Origin of the sequence: Microbulbifer variabilis ATCC 700307 (assembly GCF_000380565.1) — a bacterium.
In the GTDB taxonomy this organism is placed as follows: domain Bacteria; phylum Pseudomonadota; class Gammaproteobacteria; order Pseudomonadales; family Cellvibrionaceae; genus Microbulbifer; species Microbulbifer variabilis.
Map to the genome: position 1 here is coordinate 265,493 of NZ_AQYJ01000028.1, position 19,726 is coordinate 285,218.

General features: G+C 45.7%; 17 protein-coding genes. 8 read left to right on the forward strand and 9 right to left on the reverse strand.

The window, feature by feature from the left end; all coding sequences use genetic code 11:
* Nucleotides 1–22 precede the first annotated feature (22 nt).
* Complete coding sequence (locus G367_RS27155; RefSeq protein WP_157533586.1) at nucleotides 23–304, reverse strand: histidine kinase; 282 nt, start codon at nucleotides 302–304, stop codon at nucleotides 23–25.
* Between the two features lie 988 nt (nucleotides 305–1,292).
* Here G367_RS27155 and G367_RS0116925 point away from each other — a divergent pair.
* Complete coding sequence (locus tag G367_RS0116925) at nucleotides 1,293–1,565, forward strand: hypothetical protein (protein ID WP_020414349.1); 273 nt, start codon at nucleotides 1,293–1,295, stop codon at nucleotides 1,563–1,565.
* A 69-nt stretch (nucleotides 1,566–1,634) separates the two neighbouring features.
* Here the strand turns inward: G367_RS0116925 and G367_RS0116930 are convergent, their stop codons facing one another.
* The gene (locus G367_RS0116930; protein WP_020414350.1) at nucleotides 1,635–2,549 is read right to left on the reverse strand and encodes a LysR family transcriptional regulator; all 915 of its coding nucleotides are present in this window, start codon (nucleotides 2,547–2,549) and stop codon (nucleotides 1,635–1,637) included.
* A gap of 121 nt (nucleotides 2,550–2,670) precedes the next feature.
* Here G367_RS0116930 and G367_RS0116935 point away from each other — a divergent pair, with 121 nt between their 5' ends.
* Nucleotides 2,671–3,393: an SDR family oxidoreductase gene (locus G367_RS0116935; protein ID WP_020414351.1), complete on the forward strand. Its 723-nt coding sequence runs from the start codon at nucleotides 2,671–2,673 to the stop codon at nucleotides 3,391–3,393.
* A gap of 132 nt (nucleotides 3,394–3,525) precedes the next feature.
* On the opposite strand, the gene mmsB is transcribed toward G367_RS0116935, so the two are convergent.
* Both mmsB and G367_RS0116945 read right to left on the reverse strand, forming a co-directional pair.
* Nucleotides 3,526–4,416: a 3-hydroxyisobutyrate dehydrogenase gene (gene mmsB / locus G367_RS0116940; protein WP_020414352.1), complete on the reverse strand. Its 891-nt coding sequence runs from the start codon at nucleotides 4,414–4,416 to the stop codon at nucleotides 3,526–3,528.
* 42 nt (nucleotides 4,417–4,458) lie between these two features.
* Nucleotides 4,459–5,970 carry a CoA-acylating methylmalonate-semialdehyde dehydrogenase gene (locus tag G367_RS0116945; RefSeq protein ID WP_026305203.1) on the reverse strand — a complete coding sequence of 504 codons (1,512 nt, stop codon included), beginning with the start codon at nucleotides 5,968–5,970 and terminating at the stop codon, nucleotides 4,459–4,461.
* 425 nt (nucleotides 5,971–6,395) lie between these two features.
* Here G367_RS0116945 and G367_RS0116950 point away from each other — a divergent pair, with 425 nt between their 5' ends.
* On the forward strand, nucleotides 6,396–7,454 hold the full coding sequence (locus tag G367_RS0116950) for a hypothetical protein (RefSeq protein WP_020414354.1): 1,059 nt from the start codon (nucleotides 6,396–6,398) through the stop codon (nucleotides 7,452–7,454).
* A gap of 224 nt (nucleotides 7,455–7,678) precedes the next feature.
* Here the strand turns inward: G367_RS0116950 and G367_RS0116955 are convergent, their stop codons facing one another.
* From G367_RS0116955 to G367_RS24110, 3 genes are all read right to left on the reverse strand, one after another.
* Nucleotides 7,679–7,984 (reverse strand): hypothetical protein, encoded by a 306-nt coding sequence (locus G367_RS0116955; protein WP_020414355.1) that lies wholly within the window; start codon nucleotides 7,982–7,984, stop codon nucleotides 7,679–7,681.
* 31 nt (nucleotides 7,985–8,015) lie between these two features.
* Nucleotides 8,016–8,177 carry a hypothetical protein gene (locus tag G367_RS26490; RefSeq protein ID WP_169337131.1) on the reverse strand — a complete coding sequence of 54 codons (162 nt, stop codon included), beginning with the start codon at nucleotides 8,175–8,177 and terminating at the stop codon, nucleotides 8,016–8,018.
* A 566-nt stretch (nucleotides 8,178–8,743) separates the two neighbouring features.
* Nucleotides 8,744–9,346, reverse strand: coding sequence for a GNAT family N-acetyltransferase (locus G367_RS24110; RefSeq protein ID WP_020414358.1), 603 nt, complete (start codon nucleotides 9,344–9,346; stop codon nucleotides 8,744–8,746).
* A 447-nt stretch (nucleotides 9,347–9,793) separates the two neighbouring features.
* On the opposite strand from G367_RS24110, the gene G367_RS0116975 reads away from it, so the two are divergent.
* Complete coding sequence (locus G367_RS0116975) at nucleotides 9,794–11,269, forward strand: DEAD/DEAH box helicase (RefSeq protein WP_040629100.1); 1,476 nt, start codon at nucleotides 9,794–9,796, stop codon at nucleotides 11,267–11,269.
* Between the two features lie 44 nt (nucleotides 11,270–11,313).
* On the opposite strand, the gene G367_RS0116980 is transcribed toward G367_RS0116975, so the two are convergent.
* Nucleotides 11,314–12,615 (reverse strand): amidohydrolase, encoded by a 1,302-nt coding sequence (locus tag G367_RS0116980; RefSeq protein ID WP_020414360.1) that lies wholly within the window; start codon nucleotides 12,613–12,615, stop codon nucleotides 11,314–11,316.
* Between the two features lie 816 nt (nucleotides 12,616–13,431).
* Here G367_RS0116980 and G367_RS0116985 point away from each other — a divergent pair.
* From G367_RS0116985 to G367_RS0117000, 4 genes are all read left to right on the forward strand, one after another.
* Nucleotides 13,432–15,789, forward strand: coding sequence for an efflux RND transporter permease subunit (locus G367_RS0116985; RefSeq protein ID WP_020414361.1), 2,358 nt, complete (start codon nucleotides 13,432–13,434; stop codon nucleotides 15,787–15,789).
* Nucleotides 15,770–16,585 carry an outer membrane lipoprotein-sorting protein gene (locus G367_RS0116990; protein ID WP_020414362.1) on the forward strand — a complete coding sequence of 272 codons (816 nt, stop codon included), beginning with the start codon at nucleotides 15,770–15,772 and terminating at the stop codon, nucleotides 16,583–16,585. Before G367_RS0116985 ends, G367_RS0116990 begins: the two co-directional genes overlap by 20 nt.
* Nucleotides 16,586–16,596: 11 nt before the next feature.
* Nucleotides 16,597–17,781 carry a hypothetical protein gene (locus G367_RS0116995; RefSeq protein WP_020414363.1) on the forward strand — a complete coding sequence of 395 codons (1,185 nt, stop codon included), beginning with the start codon at nucleotides 16,597–16,599 and terminating at the stop codon, nucleotides 17,779–17,781.
* 544 nt (nucleotides 17,782–18,325) lie between these two features.
* Nucleotides 18,326–19,021 (forward strand): hypothetical protein, encoded by a 696-nt coding sequence (locus G367_RS0117000; RefSeq protein ID WP_157533588.1) that lies wholly within the window; start codon nucleotides 18,326–18,328, stop codon nucleotides 19,019–19,021.
* 62 nt (nucleotides 19,022–19,083) lie between these two features.
* Here the strand turns inward: G367_RS0117000 and G367_RS0117005 are convergent, their stop codons facing one another.
* The gene (locus tag G367_RS0117005; RefSeq protein WP_020414365.1) at nucleotides 19,084–19,677 is read right to left on the reverse strand and encodes a TetR/AcrR family transcriptional regulator; all 594 of its coding nucleotides are present in this window, start codon (nucleotides 19,675–19,677) and stop codon (nucleotides 19,084–19,086) included.
* Nucleotides 19,678–19,726 lie beyond the last annotated feature (49 nt).

The following is a 19,726-nucleotide window of genomic DNA, read 5'->3' on the forward strand; positions in this document are numbered from 1 at the left end:
GTATTTTTTACTGGTATAATCATTAATAGAGGTGGAATCTTTTTTGATTCCTCTGGTAATTTATATCTATTCCAATCCTGCAGAGAAATTCTACTCCTATTTTTTGCAGTTCAAAATAATTTTGTAAATAGGCAGGTTTATCTTTTAGTGCTACTTCAGCTGTTTGACCCTGATACACCAAATGGCGTAGAAGGTCAGATAATATCAGCAGCATCGGTGCCGCTTGATTCGACTGCATTAAGCGTAATGCATATAGACTGTTTAGTGTATTAAAAAAGTAGGGATTAACATGTTGTTGTAACATTCTTAGCTCAGTCTGGGTCTGTTCATTTGTCAGTTCAGCGAGCTTCCGAGTATTGTGTTCTCGCTCGAAGGCCAAAATTAAAGGAGTGGTGACTAACCAGAAAATCAAGACCACAAGCAAATTTAGTGTGTCGAAAGGTTTATGATTTTCTGATGGTAATAAACTTAATGTAGGAATATTCAGGGGTAGTTGTAAGATAAGGGTGCCAAATAAAGGGTAAGATAGCAGTCAGGCCTATCGCCGTGCAGTTCATAAAACTGCATACCAATGGTTTGGCTAATGGTTTGGCCATTGGTTTGAAATGGGATTAAATGAGATAGAGCCTTCTTGGTGGAATCCATAGCTAAGTATATAGAGCTGTTGATGCTGGAACGTTATCAGGGAAGAGTTGCTATGGAAGGGCTGATCTCCTATGAGCGATAGCGATATCAGAGCGCCGAAGTCCATAGCCATAAGCCAAATCTTAGCCTGGTCAGCGCTGAGTTCTCACATGACAGGTATTCTCGTGCTACTTTGGTTTTTGCTCGAGTGCGCCAGGTCATTGGTGATACACTTATTCTTGCTGCCCTAGGTGAATTGGGTAAACAGCATAGTTATCCAGCTCCATCAGCAAGCTCTTTGGATTTTTTTGAAACTCTCGTGGGCAAGGCTCGAGCCCAATGAGAATTGATTGAAACTTTATTTATCTAACCGGTACCTGTAGCCAATTGGTTGGAAGAATTGATCGCAGGAAAATCTTGGAAGCTCCCATTTATTTCTATGGTAAACCCCCTAACTGGAGGAGGATGTTATAAAATATAGTTCATCCTATTCTGGAGTTAGTTGGGTAGGTTGTGTCTGCTGCTGATCAAATTAAAGTATTATGAAGTACCTATTAATAATCGTATTGTTTTATTCATCTACATTATGGGCTTTGGAAATAGAACCTTTTCAAACAGATGGTTGTAGTGTTTTTCCTGATGGGACTGTTGAGCATGGAGAACTATGGATGAGCTGTTGCCTGGCTCATGACTACGCTTACTGGAAAGGCGGTACCTATGAAGAGCGCAAGCTGGTGGATGAAAAATTAAAAGCTTGTGTTGTTGGTACTGGTGAGGACGAAGTTGCGCTACTAATGTTGGTGGGAGTCCGTATCGGTGGGACACCCTTTTTGCCTACACCTTTTCGGTGGGGGTTTGGATGGCCTTATTTACGTGGTTATAAGTCGTTAACTTTGGAAGAGTTAGAGGCGATTAGGCGAGCTGATAAATCAGAGGAATAAATATTTTCCGAGACAAATTGTTAATAGAATTTTTTTTGAAAACAAGAAGAAAAATAAGCAGGTGCGGAGTTAACCAGCCGGACCATTTTCCAGTAAGAGTTGATATGCGTTAGGGAAGCGCTCTTTTAGCCATTCCATAAGACTGCGAACTCTTATTAGCTGGTGCTTCAGGGGTGGGCACACCATAGACAATATCGTGGACTCTGACCAGCCAGGTAAGATTTCTACAAGCCTGTTCCCGGCAATATCTGCTTGCACATAAACATCTGCCAAGCGAGTCACTCCCAGGCCAGCCAATGATGCGAGATGCATAGCCCGGCCGCTGACGAGTTTAATTCCTTGATTAGCTTGAACAACCTGTTGGGCTTTACCTCGTGTCATGACCCATTGGTCAACACTGCCATAAACCAGAGGCACCAGGGAAAGGTCAGAAGGTTTGGTTATAGGCCCGTGGGTACTTAAAAAGTCGGGGCTCGCGACATATCGGGTTTTAATATTATGCAGCTTGCGCACTATCAGCGATGAGTCCGGCAGCGTACCCATACGGATGACCAGGTCGTATTGCTCTTCAACCAGGTCTACACGTACGCTGGAAAAGTCTAAGTGAACCCGCACTTCGGGATATTTACGCTGGAAATCTATCACGAGTGGCGCAATAAGCTCTTCACCAATCACCCCGCCAACAGCATTTATCCGAATACTGCCTTTAATCCCTGCTTTGCTCTGAGATGCCCACTCCGCGGCAGTATCCAGCTGCTGCATTGCCAGTTTACAACGCTGGTAATAGCCCTCACCGATTTCCGTCAGCCGCAACTTGCGGGTGGTGCGGTAAAGGAGTTGGACCCCGAGAGCAGCTTCCAACTCAGATACTTGCTGGCTCAGATTGGCCTTGGAAAACCCACGGTGCTCGGCGGCGGCAGTAAAGCTCCCATATTCTGCTACAGATAAAAAGGCCCTGATGGCTCGCCAGGATAGCTTGTTCATTAAAACCAAACAATGTTTTCAGATTGGTGAGGATAATCATCATAGTCGTAAATCCTATACTTGGTCCATCAAATGAGTGCCGAAAGATAGACCGGCTATGGAAAAGAAAAGAGAGATTGTTATGACCAAACCACTTATTGTGATTACTGGAGCCAGCTCAGGCATCGGCGCCACCATCGCTCGGCATATGTCAGATGCTGGATATCCCCTTCTACTGTTGGCGCGCCGTTTGGAGAAGATGGAATCCCTTAATCTACCTAATACCTTGTGTAAGAAGGTAGATATCACCGATCGAGAGGACCTTGAAGCAGCAATTAGAGAAGCTGAACATCAATTTGGCCCTGTTGATTGTTTGATTAACAATGCCGGTATGATGCTTTTAGGTAATGTGGAAACCCAAGACCCTACTGAATGGAGGCAGATGTTTGATGTGAATGTGCTTGGAACTCTAAATGGTATGCAGGCAGTACTTGGTGGCATGAAAAACAGAAAGCGTGGCAGTATTATCAATATCAGTTCACTGGCAGGAGTGAAAACCTTTATTAACCACGCTGCTTATTGTGGGACCAAATATGCGGTTACGGCCATTGGTGAGACGGTACGAGAAGAGGTCGCATCCAGTGGCGTACGTGTGATGACAATAAGTCCAGGTGCAGTGGAAACTGATCTTGTAAGCCATACCACTTCACAGGCAATTATTGACGACTATCTAAAGTGGAAGGATTCTATTGGTGGCGCAATAAATGCAGATGATATAGCACGCGCAGCACTATTTATGTATTCACAGCCTCAACAAGTAACTATCAGAGAAATCCAGATAGCACCTACAGGACAAGAGCGCTAATAGTTAATCCCAAGTATAATTTAGGCCTCTCTTTTATAGGGGCCTACAACAGTTAGGTCTAGTTTTCTAAATAGATTATTTTTTCCTGAGGAAACGCATTCGTACTTAATTCCAGCAGATTTCAGGTAGTTATCAAGTCTTCTGGAACATTCGCTGTATACTGGAAAAATCCAGCTCATGATTGCCTGCAAGATCATGTAGCCCGTAAAGATTACGGGCCAGGGAACCAAGTGGAGTATAACTTTGGCTGTTATTTGCAGCCTGCTGCGCAAGTCCCAAATCTTTACACATCAGCTTCACCATAAATCCACCGGTGTAATCCTTACTTGCGGGGGTATCAGACATTACACCGGGATAGGGGTTATATTTTTGCAGTGACCAGTTGGCCCCAGAGCTATTCGACATTATCTCGCTGAGTACAATGGGGTTGAGGCCATTATCTACCCCAAGTTGCAAGGCCTCGGCTGTACCAATCATATGAATGGCCAGTAGCATGTTATTGCAGATTTTTGCGGTTTGTCCTGCGCCTGCGGGACCAGCATGGAAGATATTGGCCCCCATATGCTGAAGAATTTCCCTTGCTCGCTCGACATCGCTATGGTTTCCACCGCACATAAAACTAAGCGTACCTGCTGCTGCACCGGCGACACCACCAGATACAGGAGCTTCAATAGCATGTAACTTTTTATCTTGAGCAGAAGCAAGAAGTCTCTTGGAGCTCTTTGTCGAAATAGTTGAGCAATCGATTACCAATGTATTTTCGGTAATTTGCTCCAGTAATTTCTCTTCATCAAGATAGAGTGATTCGACGGCACTATCATTAGGTAGCATACTCACAATAAAATCTACACCCACAACTGCTTGATGTGGAGATACACACTTTTCTATACCTTGCTTTTCTGCGTTATCGAGGAGCTCTGTAACGGGATCATACCCTTTGACCTGAAATCCAGCTTTTACCAGGTTAGATGCCATTGGAGCTCCCATATGCCCCAATCCAAAAAAGGCGACTGATGTGGCCACGATGATCTCCTTAACTGAACGTAGTTTAATGCACTTTTAAATTTATTTGAGCTGTATAGTCATATTGGTATGCTCCGCATGTTCGATATCGGAGTCGAACCACCGCGCAGTTACCGTCTTCGTTTCCGTATAGAAGCGCACGGCCTGCTTTCCATAGGCATGTTGATCCCCGTAAAATGAGGCTCGCCAGCCAGTGAAGCTAAAGAAAGGTAGGGGGACAGGAATGGGAACGTTTATTCCTACCTGCCCCACTAAAATTTCATGCTGATATTTGCGAGCGGCGGCACCACTGGAAGTAAAAATTGAAGTACCGTTACCATAGGGGCAAGAATTGACCAGATGGATAGCATCTTCCAGTGAATCCGCATTGACGAGACATAAGACCGGCCCAAATATTTCGTCAGTGTAAATGGACATCTCTGGAGAGACATTAGCAAACAGGGTTGGCCCTACCCAATTCCCATTGGGGTAACCTTCGACTGATATATTGGAACCATCCAGCAGGCAGTCTGCGCCTTCTGCCTTTCCTTTCGCAATATACCCCAATACCCGTTTCTTGGCTGTTGGAGAAATCAGTGGGCCAAAGTCAGAGTCTGGATTTGTCCAATGGCCCGGTTTAACTTTGGCCATGGCTTCACGGATTTCAGGTATCCATTGCTGTGCTTCACCTACTAGCACCACGACTGAAATTGCCATGCATCGCTGACCTGCCGCACCAACAGAGGAGCCGACGATATTATTGATTGCAGCCCTCTTGTTAGCATCAGGCATAACAACCATATGGTTTTTAGCTCCTGCAAATGCCTGGACTCTCTTTAAGTGCTGAGTACCTGTCTGATAAATATGACGACCTACGGGCACTGATCCAACGAAGGATATTGCCTTGATGCCTGGATCTTTCAGTAGGAAATCTACCTGCTCACTACCTCCATGTACTACCTGTAAAACTCCTTTCGGCGCACCGGCCTCCTCAAAGAGTTCTGCGAGCTTACAGGGAGTAATCGGGTCTTGCTCTGATGGCTTGAGGATAAAAGTATTGCCACAAGCTATTGCCATGGGAAACATCCAGAGGGGAATCATTGCAGGAAAGTTGAACGGAGTTATTCCGGCACAAACACCTATTGGCTGGAGGTAGGAATAGCAATCTATACCAGTGGCGACATTTTCAACGGTCTCGCCCATCATCAGGCTGGCAATATTCGCTGCGTGTTCGACCACTTCAATACCACGCCAAACATCGCCCTTGGCATCTTCAAAGGTTTTACCAGTCTCCTCACTCAGTATTTCAGCTAGTGATTCCTGGTTTTCCTTCAATAAAGCTTGATATTTCAACATTATCCGAGCTCGTATGGAAACCGGTGTATCTTTCCAGTCGTTAAATGCCTCGGTGGCAGAAATTACTGCATTTTGTAGCTCTTTTGAAGTTGTATATGGTGCATGGCAGAGTGTATCCCCTGAGGCGGGGTTGGTGACATCTAGCCATTTTTTGCTGTTAGAGCTTACCCATGTACCATTTATGTAGATTGGGAGTTTGGGAGGAATAGATCTATCCATTTTAAGAGAGTCAGGCTGGGAATTGGATTTTCTTATTTTAGATGTGATTCAAAAATAAAAGAGAAATTATCCGCCACATATTATTTAAATAGAACCTAAAATTAACCAGTTTTAATGATTCTAGGTTTTTTGGTTGAGCCGGTATCCCTTTATTCCACTAATTATTGTTTAAATTATGTAATGGCATTCAATATAAAAGATATTTTGATTTTAATTGTGGGCTCTCTCTCATTTTATGCAGTCTAATGTTGGTGGGTATCCTATCTGGTTGATAAAGACTGTTATGCTCCTGTTCGCCAAAAAACCGGCTTAGCTGTTTCTAGCTCGGTGGGCTTTTCAATCTGACATTTATTACTATTTACATTTTTTGTAAAGGATAGTCAGTTATATTGCTGGTCTACAGTATTTCTCATGGGAAGAATGCTATGCGCTGCTTTATTAAATTAAGATATTTTTTATTTGCTTCAGTATTGATTTTTTCACATATAAAAGGGTACGCAACAACTCTAGATGACGTAAAGGCTCATAACCCAACCTCAGATAAGACCTGGGCCGAACAGTGGTTCTACAATATTGCGGTTCCTGATGTAGGCTACTTCAAGGTCAGCTTTCAGACATATATTGCTCCAAATTTTTCTGACCCCATTCCAAAAGCCTATATTCATCTGGCTTTTACGCCAATAAATGGAGAATCTGTAAAATATGATTTGTTTTTGGATGAGGTGATTTTAACTCACCCGGATGATCCTGGTAAGTTTTATTATGAAGTGCCCGGAGTCCTTGTGGCTGATGATGAAGCTATTTGGGTGAACCATGAAAATTTTAATTTCAGTATGCGATGGAATGGTGAACACCATCATTATTGGCATGGTTTGAATCCGGGGCAAACACCATTTGGTATTATTCCTGAGATTCCAGGAGTAGGGGGACGATGGTTTCTATACACGGTAGGGACTCCTATACAGTATAGCTTTCACGATGGTACACAATCACTGATGGGAGTAGGGTATGCCCAGCTGGACAAAGGTTGGTATGACAAAGAGTCCAGTGCGGGGATGGCATACAGTATGGGGCTATCTGATAAACTTTACTATATGTTTACTGGAGCCAAGCTTGGTAATTCTGACTTTGAAATGTGGGCCGGTCGGTATATTTCTGATGAGCACGATTTGATATTCTATCCTGCGTTTAATAATTTATCTGTTAAAAGGGTGATAGACTCATGTTCTGGATTTATGAGAATTGAACTCAATAAGATAAGATATAAGCTTGTTGTGGAAGCTAAGGCTGATATCAATAGTTTCTATCCTCTTGAATTTCCTTCTGTAATTATTTTTGGTGGGGAGCAGAGATATATGAAATCTATGCAGGCTAACGTAAATTTCTCGCTTTATAAAAAAGGAGATCTTGTTGAGACAGTCACAATGCCGCAAGCCTTGCTGGAGTTTAGTGGTCCACTAGCATGTGATGATTTTTTTGAATAGCTGTTGAGTTGATTTTACTTACTTTTAGTTTTTATTTGACATTCAGTGATACAAAAAGTATCACTGAATGCTGAAATTATGATGAAATAAAAATATATTAAGCATACAATCCTAACCATATTACTTTAGCCAATTAATAAGTGCCTCATGCTCATTTTTTTCGATCACTCCCATGCTGGGATGATTTCTCTCCCTAAGTAATACCAAATTTATATTACTATCTGTTAAGTCCTTGGATTCGCTATAGGGGCAATAGGGTCTGATGGTGAGAGGAATAGAAGCGTTGGAGTACTGGAGGAAATTAGGAGTGCTTTTATTCTTGTGTTGTCGTGATAAATATTGGCTTTTTCCAGTGCGCGAGTAGCTCCTTCGCGGAAGTTACTTTCTGGAATAAGGCCGCTAGCCAAAGGGTGAGCGGCTCTAGCATAGTTTACTACTGCTTGATCAAATTTCACCATGGGAGCCTGAAGAATTCGACCGCTGATATCTTGGCGAGAGGCAGAGATTCGTGCAGCGGTTAGGGCTCCCATTGAATGGCCTAGCAAATAGAGATTATCTTTCTTAATAATACTTGTTTTGGATAAGGTTATCGACCAAAGCGTTGACGATCTCACTGTCGCCCACTCCAAAGGCTTTTTTGCCACCTGATTCTCCATGACTCAGAAGGTCTGGGATTACTACATCAAACCCAAGAAAGTGAAAATAGAGCGCTGAGCTAAGCATGAACTCCTTTGAAGCGCGAAATCCATGTAGAAGCATTACAGTACCTGAAAAAGAACTTTCCAAAGCATTTCGGTTAAGTTCGAGATTAACTGTACTTTCAGACTTGTAGGATTCAACTTCAATAGAATAATTAATTTTCTTATTGGTTTAAGCAGTTGCATGAAAATAGTTAACACAAAGATTGTTTCTCCCTGGCAGTATTTACTCTTATTGAATCCCCATAGCTGAATCTGTTCTTGAGTAACTAAGCGATTGTGTGGGAAGCTTTTTGAGTTATTAATATACGAGGGGATACTTGAAGAGCAGGATGATATGCAGAAACATAGTACGAAAATAGAAATAGTTTTTTTTCAGCTTCATTTACTTTTTTTAATCGTTGTTTGATTTTTTATCGGCTTAAAGGCTGATTGTTTAATGTGTAGCTGTTAATGCTTGGATTTCGAGTACTGGAAAGAATATATCGCTGACCGGCTAGTCAGTGCGTTGTGTTTTTGGAGATTCGGCCAAGGTAATAGGTTGATGAAGGGCTGCCAAGCTATACCAGGCAGCCCCTAATCGATGGTATTTCAGTTTAGATTAATTCGGTTATCTTCTGACTTCTGCTCAAATTCGATGGTTTGCGCTGCCGGCTGTAGATTTAGAGTATAAGTCAGTAAGGTGTAATCTCGAGCGTCGGCCTGGCAAACAAAGCCCATTGACCTTGCGAAAGAATGAACGCGTTTGTTTTCGGCAGATTCAATAGAGTAAATACGCTCTAAGCCTTGTTCTTGGGCGCAGTGAATTAGGCGTTTTAACATCAGTCTACCAAGGCCAAGGCCCTGCCAATCATCACTAACCACTACGGCACACTCACAGGCTTGTCCGTCTGGATCTACTGCATAGTGCGCGGTGGCAACCGCTCTCTGTGCGTGGTCGCTGCTGCAAAGGGCAATAAAAGCTTCATGAACCTGATGGTCGTTGTCGGTGAGCAGTTCAATCAGTTGCTGACTCGCTTTACAGCTGCCCCCAATAAAGCGATCGCGTCGGGTTTGGGGGGAGAGGTCCTCAATGAGCTCTTTCTCCAGCTGCCCGTCACTGCGGCAAATGGGGCGGATTGATACCCTGCGCCCGTTGCCGAGAGTGATTAATTCTATTTTTCGTTCCGGGGTAACTCTGTTGTTAAATGACATATCAATAAAAATCCCAACTGCGCTTGGCAGCTTTGTTTCTAGTTCGCAACGGGGGTGGATATCAAAAAGATAGACGCTCGCGTTGCGAACGCAAAACTATATTACGGTCGCGCTGGGCGTTTTCCTAACAACCCCTATGTATAAGGCTATGAAGCCTGGGTGTTAACAGATAGAACTATACAGTCAGTACATTTATGTTATAGTGCCCGCGCTGTGATTTCTCAGCTGCGTCATTTGTAGGCCGGTATTTCACCGGTGCCCTCCCAGGAACATTTCTTAAATTCTTCCCGGAACTTTCTACTGAATGCCGCGCGCCGGACGACCGGTGAATAGACGGCTGTATGCATTGAGCACCAACAAGCTCTGTATGCCCACTCCGATTTTTAAATTTGCACCCTTGTGGTGCGAATGTGTTTGCTTGCGCCTGGAGCGCAGTTTGAGGTTTTTATGTTGTTTGAAGATCTGGGGCTTGCCCAGGATATTGCCCGTGCAGTTGCAGAGCAGGGATACAGTACGCCTACGCCCATTCAGGCGCAGGCTATCCCTGCGGTAATGAGGGGCAGTGATATTATGGCGGCGGCCCAGACGGGTACAGGTAAAACAGCCGGTTTTACTTTGCCACTATTGCACCGGCTCAGTGCCGGTGAACGTGCCCGTAAGGGGCATGTGCGTGCGCTGGTACTTACCCCAACCCGCGAGCTGGCCGCTCAGGTGTTCGATAATGTGCAGAGCTATAGCCAGTACCTGCCAATGCGTCATGCGGTAGTATTTGGTGGTGTTAAGATAAATCCCCAGATATCCCGCTTGCGCGGCGGTGCCGACATTCTGGTGGCGACCCCCGGGCGCCTGTTGGATCTGCACAACCAGGGGGCAATCCGTTTCGATCGGCTAGAGGCTCTGGTATTGGATGAAGCAGACCGTATGCTGGATATGGGCTTTATCCATGATATTAAGCGAGTGTTAAAGATTCTGCCGGCCAAACGCCAGAATCTGCTGTTCTCCGCAACCTTCTCCCCAGAAATTCGCCAGCTTGCCAAAGGATTGGTGGAGGACCCGCTGGAGATTGATGTCAGCCCTCGTAACTCCACCACAAAAACGGTACGCCAAAAGCTGCACCCTGTGGATAAAGCTAGAAAAACAAAACTGCTTAGTCACCTGATTCGGGAGAATAGCTGGCATCAGGCACTGGTATTTAGTCGTACCAAGCACGGTGCCAATAGACTTGTGAAGCAGCTGGAAGGAGATGGCATTCTGGCAGCTGCTATTCACGGCAATAAGAGCCAAAATGCCAGAACCCGGGCCCTGGCGGACTTTAAAGCTGGCAAGGTGCAGATCCTAGTTGCAACGGATATCGCGGCCCGCGGAATTGATATTGATCAATTACCTCAGGTAGTGAATTTTGATCTGCCGAGTGTCCCCGAGGATTATGTCCACCGTATTGGTCGCACAGGGCGTGCGGGGGCTCAGGGGCAAGCCTTGTCTCTTGTGAGCGCCGATGAAATCAAGCAATTACGCGATATCGAGCGCTTGATTGGTAAACCGATCCCTCGTGAGGAAATTGAGGATTTCGAGCCAGATCATCAGCTGCCGGCCTCAGGCACCCCTAAGCGCAGAGGAGTCCAGCCCTCACGTTCTGGTGGGGAAAAACGCAGAGAGAGCGCTCGCGGCAATAACGACAGCCGTGGTAGCCGAAGCAGCAAGGACAGTCGTTCAGGTAATCGCGCAAACAGCCGCGGTAATAATGAGGGGCGGGGGAAAAGCCGTTCTCGCAGTAATAACGATAATGGTGGGAATGCTGGGGCTCGCTCAAGAAATAATGGCAAGGGGCGAGATAGAGTTGAAGGAACAGACCGCTCCGATTCACAAGGGCTCCAACGTGCACCACGCCGCCGTCCAGCAAGGGGGCGCTCGGAAAGCGCGTAAAATAAAAATAGTGTAAGCGAGCCTCAATGGAGGCTCGCTTTCCATTACTGTCGTTTATAATTGGCCATGTAGTCCAAGGTTAGTAAGGTTAGAGCTTCAGTCCCTTTACGCAAAGCGCTTTCATCCACATAGAATAGAGGTGAGTGGTTACTGGGGGCTTTGCTGGGATCTTGCCCTTGTGGGGTTACTCCTAAGAAATAGTAAAAACCGGGCACTTCATTGGCGAAGTAGGAAAAGTCTTCCGCACCAGTAACTTTAGGTATCTCTATCACCCGCTTGTCACCCGCTACGGATCTCAAAATGGGGAGAGCCATTTCAGTTAATTCCGCATTGTTGATAGTTACAGGGTATCCTTCCAAAATTTCTACATCTGCGCTAGCGCCAGAACTCTCAGCAATTAATTCAGCTGTTGTTTTCAAGCGCTTGAAAATTTCCGCACGATTATCCATATCAAAATTTCGGATGGTGCCATTCAGATAAACACTATCCGGAATAATATTATTGCGCACACCGCCATCAATGCGTCCGTAAGAAATAACTGCTGGTTCCTTAGTGATATCTATCTGACGGCTGACAATTGCCTGGGTACCCATAACTACCTGCGCGGCTGCAACAATAGGGTCTACTCCGCCCCAGGGGCGGGAGCCATGAGTCTGGTGGCCATTAATAGTGATGCGGAATTCATCAGCGGCGGCCATCAAGGGGCCTGAGCGGTAACCGACTACGCCAGCAGGAAGTGAGGAGGTAACGTGCTGGCCAAAAGCAACATCTGGCTTGTATTTCTTGAAAATTCCCTCTTTGAGCATCAGCTCGGCTCCGCCTTCTTCACCATCTGGCGCCCCCTCTTCGGCAGGCTGGAAAATAAAGAGTACATTGCCGGCGAGTTCTTCACGTAGGCCGGCAAGTACTTCAGCGGCGCCCATCAACATGGCGACATGGGTATCGTGGCCGCAGGCGTGCATTACGCCTACATCTTTGCCCTGGTAAGTGGTTCTCACCTTGGATGCAAAAGGAACATCGGTCCTTTCAGTTACCGGTAGAGCGTCCATATCGGCGCGTAGCGCTACTGTCGGCCCTGGTTTGGCACCTTTCAGAAACCCAACAAGCCCGGTATGGGCAATGCCAGTTTCTACCTCCAGCCCTAATGAACGGAGATGTTTTTCTATATATTTAGCTGTTTCAAACTCGCGGTTACCCAACTCTGGATTCTGGTGCAGGTGGCGACGCCACTCAATAACCTTGGATTCGGTATTTTCCAGCAACTGCTGGGGTTTGGTGGCGGCAGCAGATATCTGAGTGACCAGCAGCGAGGCGCCGATGGCCAAGGGCAGGAGTAATCTCTTCACAGCATATTTCCTTGGTTATCGTTATGGTTATTGGGATTCTAACCTCATAGGCTTTAAAGCTCCGATGACTAATTCAATCAGTGTCCGACTGATGAGGCTTAGGTGGTCGTATTTTTAGGCAATCCTCTCGTGCTACCAGGCAATCATAATTTGTTGACAAGGTGAACCGAACGGTTCAAGATTGCTGGCAGAGCTTGTGGGAATCAATACAGCCACAGAAATAATAAGAGGGCATGCGATGCTCGAATGGATATTAGAGGCCGGTCTTTTAAGTGTGTTTGTTATGTAATGACTAGTAAATCCGAACTCTAATGGATCGGAAGGGAAAAGTGCTTATTTCACAGAGTGCATTGTGTGCCCGTTTACTAATTTCATTAGGACTTGAAGGCATGTATTGAGAGATGGAGATTGCCCAACCAATATAAAGGCGCACCCTCTGTCCCGGATTTTTTTCTCCTTCTTAATAATGGGGGATGAAAGGACTTAAAAATTTTGGCTTAACTAGGAATAGCTTTGTTATTTACAACATTAGATTTTTTCTTAGGTTCTTATTAAATTAATTTTAAGGTTTTATAGTCATCCTTTAACTGGGAGGGGTGGATGTGTGCCAATAAAAACTTGGCTGGTTAATTCAATTAAAAGTTAATATATATAGGTCCGCATTTATTTTGATGCTAATAAAATTACACTGAATTATTTAATGAATTTGTTGCCCACTTTTTAATTACCTCAATCCGCATGGGGAAATGAAATCTACTAATACTGGTTAAAGACTATTTTTTCTTCTCTATCAGGTAGTTTGAAGGAGCTGCTTTTATGTCTTCCCCCCAATTACAGTCGAATTGGGTTGGCCGCTATGCGGACTGGCTCATTCGATATCGCTGGCTGGTCGCTATTGGTGCCCTGTTGTTAACCTTTCTCGCGGTAAGTGGTGCTAGGTTCCTCGGTTTTAACAACGATTACCGAGCATTCTTTAGTGATGCTAATCCTCAGTTACAGGCCTATGAACAGATTCAGCGTACTTATACCAAGAATGACAACATTCTTTTTGCCATAGTGCCTAAAGGTAGCGAAGCCTTCTCCACGAGTGCCCTAGCGGCGGTGGAAGAAATGACCGAAAAATCCTGGTTGTTGCCTTATGCACTGCGGGTGGATTCTATTACTAATTTCCAGCATACCATTGCTGAGGAAGATGATCTTTTAGTTCAGGATTTGGTGGAAAATGCCAGTGGGCTCAATACCGAAACATTAGCTTCCATTAAATCCACAGCTCTTGCGGATCCTACCTTGAAAGAGCGTCTGGTAAATAGTGATGGCTCTGTGACTGGAATTAATATTACCTTCCAGCTACCGCAGAAATCCATGAATGAAACACCTGAGGCAGCTGCCGCGGCTCAAGCGCTGATGGAAGAGATTGAAGCTAAGTATGATGTTGAAGTCTATGCGACTGGTATCATTTTGCTAAGTAATGCCTTCTTTGAAGCTTCTCAGTCAGACATGAGTACTCTGGTTCCACTCATGTATCTTGTCATCATTGCTGTAGTTTTCTTGCTGGTGCGCAGTGTCAGTGCCACATTTGCCGCGTTATTAGTAATTATCTTCTCCATGGCCGCAGGTATGGGACTGGCTGGTTTTATCGGCGTTAAACTGACTCCTCCCTCTGTATCCGCTCCAACCATTATTATGACCCTCGCGGTGGCAGATTCGATACATATCCTGGTCAGCTTGTTTGCTGCTATGCGCCGTGGCCTCAGTAAGCATGCGGCTATTAAAGAGAGCCTGCAGCTCAACATGGGTCCAGTGTTTCTTACGTCGATCACTACAGCGATCGGCTTTCTGTCAATGAACTTTTCCGATGCGCCCCCTTTTCATGATCTGGGTAATATCACTGCTATGGGTGTGATGGTGGCCTTCTTCCTGTCAATCACTTTGCTGCCCGCACTGATGGCGATTCTGCCGGTCAAGAGCCGTGTCAGCGAATCCAAGATTGGCCGCTCTATGGATGCCCTTGGAGATTTTGTTATAAGTCGCCAACGCCCGATACTTCTGGTTGGTGTCATCATCTCCCTGGCTTTACTGGTTATGGTGCCGCGTAACGAAATCAATGATGACTTCGTTGGTTACTTTGATGAATCTGTAGAGTTCCGGGCTGACTCCGATTACATCAATGAAAACCTGTCTGGTATTTATCAATTGATCTATTCCCTGGAATCTGGCGATAGCAATGGTGTAAGTAACCCTGAGTTCCTCGCTAAGCTGGATCGTTTTACCGAGTGGATGGAAACCCAACCTGGCGTGCGTCATGTCAATACGATTGGCAATACTTTCAAACGTTTGAACAAAAACCTGCATGGTGATGATCCGGCGTACTACAAGCTGCCTGACGATCAGGAGCTGGCAGCTCAGTATCTACTGTTGTATGAATTATCCTTGCCTTATGGCCTGGACTTGAATAACCAGCTTAATGTGGCCAAGTCTTCCACGCAGGTAGTCGTAACCCTCGACAATCTGAAGTCGAAAGAGCTCAAAGCAGTGGCTGACGCCGGCAGTAATTGGCTGGAAAAAAATGTTGGCCTCACTGCTTACGGAGTAGGTCCGGCCATCATGTTTGCGAATATTGCTGAGCGTAATATGGAGGGCATGTTGGTGGGTACTCTGGTGGCACTGGTGCTGATCTCCGCTCTTATTGGTATTGCCCTGCGCAGTGTAAAACTCGGCACCTTGAGCCTGATACCCAACCTGTTACCCGCTGGCTTGGCTTTTGGCCTCTGGGGTGCCCTGGTAGCGGAGGTCAATGTTGCGGTAACCATGGTTACTGGTATGGCACTGGGTATTGTGGTGGATGATACCGTGCACTTTCTCAGTAAATATCTTCGTCGCCGCCGTGCCGGCTACAACGTGGAAGATGGGCTGCGCTACGCCTTCTCTTCTGTGGGTGTGGCAATTGTAGTGACCTCTTTGATTCTGATTGCCGGATTTATGGTACTGGCTCAGTCTTCATTCGGTATGAATTCCTCCATGGCCATATTAACTGCAATTTGTATTCTGATGGCCTTACTGGCGGACTTCCTACTATTACCGATTCTTCTGATGAAACTTGATGCCAAGGCATATGACCCAGCTATCCCCTCTATTGAAAGTAAGGAGCAAGACTATGCAACCCAACCGCTCTAAAAAACAATTTCTGACTCGAGTGCTTGCCGGCACACTGGCACTGGCTACTTTTTCAGTCGCTGCTAATGAACTGGACCTGGCCGCAGAGAAAGGCCTGGAAATTGCGAAAGAGGCCGATCGCCGCGACTTAGGATTCGGTGATATCAGTAACAACCTCACAATGACTTTACGAAATAAATATGGTGAGGCGAGCATGCGCTCTATGCGTACCAAGACACTTGAGCAGGAAGATGATGGAGATAAATCCCTGGTAATTTTTGACAACCCGCGAGATGTGAAGGGCACTGCATTTTTGTCCTTTACCCATAAAGTGGGTTCCGATGATCAGTGGCTCTACTTACCTGCACTAAAACGCGTTAAGCGTATTTCCTCCAGCAATAAATCCGGCCCGTTTATGGGTAGTGAATTTGCCTATGAGGATATTGCCTCTCAAGAAGTGGAGAAATATACCTACAAGTATCTGCGCAATGAGACTTTTGATGGGCGAGATCACTTTGTTTTGGAATTGGACCCGGTAGACCCTAAATCCGGTTACTCCATCCAGCATATCTGGATTGATATGGAAGAATATCGGGCGTGGAGGACAGATTTTTATGATCGTAAAGGAGACCTGATGAAGACTCTTACGGTTTCCGATTACAACCAGTATGACGATAAATACTGGCGCGCAAATAAAATGGAGATGGTAAATCACCAAACCGGTAAATCTACTGTGTTGCAGTATAGCGACTGGGTTTTTGGCAACGGCTTTACCGATCGTGACTTTACCAAAAACAGTCTGTCAAGGGCGAAGTAGGAAGCGTGCCCATGGCAAACCGAAAAATACTCGCCTTTTTTCCGTTGATGGCTGCATTGAGTCAGGCGCCAGTGGCAAATGAGTTAACCGGTTACGCGGGCCTGGAGGCTCGCGCTTTTACTGCGGACCCAGCAGATTCTATCCAGAGTGATGCAGGGATTTCCGCATCTTTAAGTCTTGAGTATTATCGGGACCTTGACGATGGTAATCAGCGCTTTGTAGCCAGTACCTTTGGTCGTTGGGATAGCGAGGATGGCGAGCGCAGCCATGGTGATCTCGGTGAGCTGTACTGGTGGAAGGCCTATGATAGTTTTGAACTCTATGCTGGTGTGCGTAAGGTTTTTTGGGGGGTTACTGAAACCCTGCATTTAGTGGATGTGATTAATCAGGACGATGCTCTGGAAAATATCGATGGTGAAGACAAGTTAGGCCAGCCCATGGTGAACCTTCTGATGGAACGTGATTGGGGCACTTTAGAGGTTTATGGCTTATTGGGTTTTCGCGAGCGGCAATTTGCTGGTCGTGAGGGACGGCTGCGTGCTTCCCTACCTGTTGATGAGGGTGGGGCAATCTACCAGTCTGACCGGGAAGAAAAACACATAGATTGGGCCTTACGCTACAGTCATGTGCTTGGAGATTGGGATCTGGGGTTAAGTCATTTTTCTGGTACAAATCGGGATCCTCTGCTGTTGTCGAGCAATGATGGCTTGCTAACACCTTACTATGCTCAGGTAGACCAAACAGGAGTGGATATCCAGACTACTCGAGGTGATTGGTTGTGGAAGTTTGAAGCCATTTCTTTTAAGCCGCGCGGTGAAGATCGTCAGACAGCTGCTGTCGGCGGTTTCGAATATAGTTTATATGGTATTCGTGAAACTGTGGCCGATCTTGGCTTGTTGATGGAATATCAATTTGATGATCGCCGTGGGCCTTGGTCTACTGCAAACCAAAATGATATAGCGGTAGGGGTTCGTTACGCTCTTAATAATACACAGGATACTGAGTTCCTGCTGGCAGTAAGTACCGATCTGGATAATGGCAGCCGCTTTACCAACCTGGAAGTTACTCATCGATTGGACGATCGCTGGCTTTTGGAGGCCGAGGCCCGTTTCTTCGGTAATGCCGATGAGGGGGATCCAACTTACAGCCTACGCAACGACGACTATTTACAACTGGAGCTGCGTCGCTATTTCTAAAAAATAGTTTTCACAGGAACCCCTCTGCGCCCTTTCCAAAATCAGTTTTGAAAGGGTGTTTTTTACGATAAGCAGAAGTTGTAGGGGGCTGTCTAGTGGTGAATTTTCGCCACATACTGTCGGTTTTTTTTGCGCTTCCCAGTATAGAGTGCGGCTTTAGAATATCAACCTGTGATCGGCATCAATCATCGAAATGTTGGAACCTTGAACAATATAAGCCTAAAGATAAGCCTCTAAAGATAAACATAAAGCATTTTCTTTTCTTCCCGGCTTGGGGGAGTCCCCCATCGAACATGCCCCCAGTGTTCGCCTGGAAAATGGGAATCAGTGCATTCCACAGCATTATCTGGTCTACAAACAAACCAGGGAAACTGTGGAACAGTTAATACCCGAAGTTGAGTGCTCGGAGAATTATCCGATATTCGTAGACCAGGATGCCGGGGGAATTTTTATTCAAGTTGGTGTTATTGGTCCTGATAACTACCGGAGTAAGGGTTGGGGAAACAAAATTGCATATGGGCGTAAGTGGCGGGTAGAGCCGGAGTTGCCAACTTTAGAAATTATTCAAACTGTTTTTCTGGCGATCAAAAAATCGCGAGAGCATGAAATACGTGAGCGCTTTCGCCTGAAAGTAGGCTGTCATACCAGCACGCCATTTAATAACCATCATAATTTTTCGCAAATAGCGCGCAACTCTGAATACTTTATTTTGGGTGATTCACCTATTGATGAAGGTGAAATTACCAATGTGTTACGAAATTGTTTACAGCAGGTTGAATATGCTGGAGCGAATTTTCAACTGTGGAATATGGAAATGCGCTACAAAGGGCAGTGGCTTGTAGATATTTTTATGGAATTGCCAAATGGATGCGATTTACCGGAGTTAGAAACAGGAGAGATTACCCTTTTGTTAACCCAGCTGGATGCCAACACACTGTTATTTGCGTTGATGGATCAGCTCTTAGCCATGAGTAATGACCATGTCGATCAAATTTTTAGTTATGCAGGGTTTCGCCGTTTTAGTCGCACGGTAGGCCTTAATAAGATCGCCAGAATGTCTGTAATTCTAAGGCAACAGGGGAATTTGAATAGCGACCAGGAATTTCTGCAAGCCTTTGAGCGGGCAAACGAGGCAACAGATCGGACGAGGATACCACGTCTGCATCCCGGGCCATTGGCCGAGCGCAGATTTAAAGAGCTAAACGAATTTGCACCACTACAAGGTATGCTGCCGAAGTAAATTACTTATGTTACTCAGGGCAATGTAATTACAGCGTAAAATAGCTCCAGCCAGCAAGATGATTAGGGCTTGGTGTATTGGCCCAGTATTGCAGTGAGCTGCTGGTAACTGCGTTTGCCCGCTATATTGTTACCAGTACCTTTATTCAAGGCTACAACGCCACGGCTTACAGCCATCACCAGTGCTGCAAGAGCACCACAGTCGGTATCAACCTTCAGCTGGCCATCTTCTACCGCTTTTTGCATTCTGGACTCAATACGCTCCAGCATTTCATTTGTACCTTTGGCCACCAGGTCGGCGAGAAATCCCTCGCTAGCGCCAACTTCCATAGCTGCCATGGTGGCAATACACCCTTCTGGATTTTCTGAGCTTTCCATACCCGCCTGTAGCATCTCCAAAAAGCTGCCCATGGCACTGTTAAAATCCGGGTGGTCCAGGGTGTTCATTGCGTCGCAGGCGTACTGGGAGTGGAAATGTTCCAAGCAGCGACCGTACAACTCTTCTTTACTGTGAAATGAGTTGTAGATGCTTGATTTATTCAGACCCATAGCTGATTCAAGGTCGGACAGGGAGGTGCCTTTGTAGCCCTTCTCCCAAAAGACGCGCATGGCTTTATCGAGGACTTCTGACTCATTGAACTGTTTGCGTCCACTCATGCGTTGTTACCAAACATCAAAAAAATCATATTGACATAACGACCAGGGG